The organism is Pseudomonadota bacterium (genome assembly GCA_030859565.1).
Classification (GTDB): domain Bacteria; phylum Pseudomonadota; class Gammaproteobacteria; order JACCXJ01; family JACCXJ01; genus USCg-Taylor.
On sequence record JALZJW010000249.1, the window covers coordinates 1 to 3,071 of the forward strand.

Sequence of the window (3,071 nt, forward strand, 5' to 3'; positions counted from 1 at the left end):
GTATTGTGGTGATCAGATGTAAGCGTTCTCTGCGCCACGTCAGGTCACCACCTGTTGATAAATCGGGTCGGTCTATCACTCAACAAGTTACAGAGGAGAAGAAAAATATGTTACGCCGTATGATTTCGCGCCACGTCCTTATTGTGGTGCTGCTTGTCGGCTTGATGAACACGCCGGCCTTCGCCCAAGACGGCGAGCAGGTGAGAGGCGACTTATCTGCGAATAAGCTAACGATGCAGAGCGTCCTACATGTCGACCTCAACAGAAACATCGCCCGGGTTCCACTGTTCAAAGGCAGCGTGGGCGGTACGACCGTCTGGTACGTCATCATGGACGTTTCCGACGAAGGCCTGGCGCGTGAGCTCGGGATCAACTTCGCCCCCAGGCTCGCCAACGCAACCAACGGCTGCCCCGGCTGTGTGCAGGAAGTCAGGTCCAGCGACAGTGTTTTAGGTCGTGCCGAAGTCGAGTTCAACGGGATGATCGACTTTAGTCCGGCGCGCATCTACGTCCCTGGCCCGATGGCCTTCCCGCCGCTAGAGGCTCAGCCTGGCGCCATCGGCGATAGAAAATACACCGACCTTGTCCGCATCCAGGGCACCACCGCCGTCTACAATGCTCCGATGGTGGCGGTCGGCGATGGCCCCTTCGATGTCTTGGAACACACCAACACGAATGATCGCGTGATGAGCATCGACACGGGTAATAGAACCGTTGACCTGCTCTTTATCCGTGCCTTCTCCCACGGCAAGGACATCTTCTATTTCACCTTCGGGGCCACCTCCGCGCTCGGAGCCGTGTTGGAGCGAGGGACCTTCGTGCCGGCACAAGGCTTGTTGCCCTTCCAGAACGGCAGTGAGCATCCGGATGGCACACGCTCCGCCATCTTTGCCTTCACCAACGGCCAGACCGGGCCGACGAGCCCGCCGGCGCAGGGGCTGCGGCATGTTGTCATCGACGGCTTGCTGCCGCAGGAAGCGAACCTGCTGAACACGGCTCTGCTCGAGGCCCTACGCATTGGCGGCGATTCGCACAACGTGCTCGATTCCTTCCCGACGCTACGCGACCCACGCCTGGCCCGCCTCTACACGCCGATGTGGGACACGCGGCTCGCCGTCTGGAGCCCGTTGGCAGTGGCCAGGGGGCTGAACGTGGCACAGACGGACGCGAACCAAATCCGTCAGCTGGCGGTCAGAGGATTGGTGACAAGTCCCGGCGGCGTTCCGCTCGGATCCAATAACAGCGTCGTCAACTGCCCGGTGTTCGGCTTCTTGAACGATCCGCCGACTGAGCCGCAGGCCCCGCGGCCGCGCGTTAGAGGACGGGTAGTTGATTAGCGCTTAGCTTGAACGGCAGTAGCCGCAGTGAGGCGCTATCGTTCAATTTCTTCAGATTGGGAGTAGAAACCGACGCGGGGTGAAGACGTGTCGGTTTCGTTTTGTTAAGAGTTCGGCGGGGCTGCTGCTTATTAGGGTTAATGCCAACACGGCACCCAATCAGATTCTGCCTTGAAGCGAGTTGCAGTGCGCGCCGCCGACATGGTGGAGCAACTACGCAAAGCAGAACGCTCAAACTAACACCGCGAGAGAGATCTTGATGCCGACATCAGCTGTACAATGCGGACGGCGCTGCAGCCAATGAAACCGCGCATCCTCAATGACGAGGACGACAATCTTGTCCAGGATGTGATTAGCGGCCTGCTTGAGCAAGCAGGCTATGAGGTGGCGCTATCGAGCACCCTCGCTGACGGCTTGTGGCAGGTTCAGAGCGAGCACTTCAACCTCATCATACTGGACTATGTGCTCCCGGATGGGACGGGGCTGGAACTGTGCCGCGCGATCCGCCGGTTCGATCCACACACCCCGATCCTCTTCTTCGCTAGTGAGGATCACGGGCTAAATCAACAATGGGCGGTAAGCGTCAGCGCACAGGGCTGCTTAACAAAACCGTTGGGGATCTACGACTTGGTTGCGACGGTCGCGAGGTTGCTCGATGAGGCACAGAGCTTTGAGGAGGACGTCGCGGGAAGCGTGGTAACTTCCTCCCACTAACTCTCCGGTGATAGAGTCCGCGCCGCCTTCCCTCTCCCCTGCTTGCTGCTGGAGAGAGTCACGGCTTGCGGCAGCAACAAAAGGAATGTGCGGCGGGGCCGGGTAGAGAGGAGATTACCCGGCTCTGCTGCTTCTATCAACCTTCTTCTCCGGCCGCAGTTGTGATTCGACATATTCATCAAGATCGCGCTTGCGGTAGCGCACCTTGCTCCCGATCCGCACGAAGGAGAACTTGCCGCTCTCGCGCAGGTTGTAGAGCGTCTTGAGCGACAGTTGTAGGTATTCCTGCGCCTCTTTTTCTGTGAACACCTCCTTCGCTTTCTCAGTCACGTTGATCGTGGTGGCATCGCTCGCGCTAACCGCTTTGGACTTCCCTTCCAGGAGAGCGGAAAAAACCGGGGGAGATCTAATGGCATCAATGGGCTTGAGCTTCGGTATTCCATTCGCAACTGTTTGAAGGATGAAGCTTTACGAAAAGAGTGGCCTACTGTGATAACCCGATGCGCACTCAGGCGGTGAGTATCTCCCCCACTTTTTCCCCACTCTCCGAGCACCGTCACGGTCGGCGCGAGCGCGAGCAAAAACTCGTCTTTGAGTTTCAATCTTCGCCGCGCCGCGCGGTTCGCTGTGGTCTCGATTGAAGGTTCAAGAACAGCAACCGCGCCGTCACTATCTTTCGCCTCATCACTTCTTAGCAGACATCACCCCGGACTAATCACTCACGAAGCGATGGGGAGCGTGAGCCGTACAGCTTGCCTACCTCCTTAGCACGAGGACCGAGCTTTGTCCGCCGATCAGTCCGTGAAGGAGGTTCGCCCCACGGCATCGTTGCAATTATCAGCTTCGGGATGTTGATGAAGACATCCGTGCCGCTACGCTTGACCACAGCATCCAACGGGATATGAATGTCGCTCTTAAAAATCAGCCCGCGCGGCACAAGCAGGTAACCTTCCGCTTCCTCAGTCGCTTCGACGACCTTTTCAACCCTACCGATCTCTCCATGATCGGAGCCATGAAGCG

General features: G+C 58.1%; 4 protein-coding genes. 2 read left to right on the forward strand and 2 right to left on the reverse strand.

Annotation, left to right across the window (positions count from 1 at the left end):
* Both M3436_20260 and M3436_20265 read left to right on the forward strand, forming a co-directional pair.
* Positions 1-1,337 (forward strand): hypothetical protein (locus tag M3436_20260; GenBank protein MDQ3566305.1); only part of this gene is annotated, 1,337 nt, incomplete at its 5' end.
* Positions 1,338-1,637: 300 nt separating this feature from the next.
* Positions 1,638-2,051: a response regulator gene (locus M3436_20265; protein ID MDQ3566306.1), complete on the forward strand. Its 414-nt coding sequence runs from the start codon at positions 1,638-1,640 to the stop codon at positions 2,049-2,051.
* 114 nt (positions 2,052-2,165) lie between these two features.
* Here the strand turns inward: M3436_20265 and M3436_20270 are convergent, their stop codons facing one another.
* Both M3436_20270 and M3436_20275 read right to left on the reverse strand, forming a co-directional pair.
* On the reverse strand, positions 2,166-2,381 hold the full coding sequence (locus M3436_20270) for a helix-turn-helix domain-containing protein (protein MDQ3566307.1): 216 nt from the start codon (positions 2,379-2,381) through the stop codon (positions 2,166-2,168).
* A gap of 385 nt (positions 2,382-2,766) precedes the next feature.
* The coding region (locus tag M3436_20275; GenBank protein ID MDQ3566308.1) for a cysteine hydrolase at positions 2,767-3,071 on the reverse strand (305 nt) is incomplete at its 5' end.

What these genes read in the sequence shown, in the direction of transcription:
- M3436_20265 (MDQ3566306.1), top strand. Translation starts at nt 1,638, where the DNA reads ATGAAACCGCGCATCCTCAATGACGAGGACGACAATCTTGTCCAGGAT.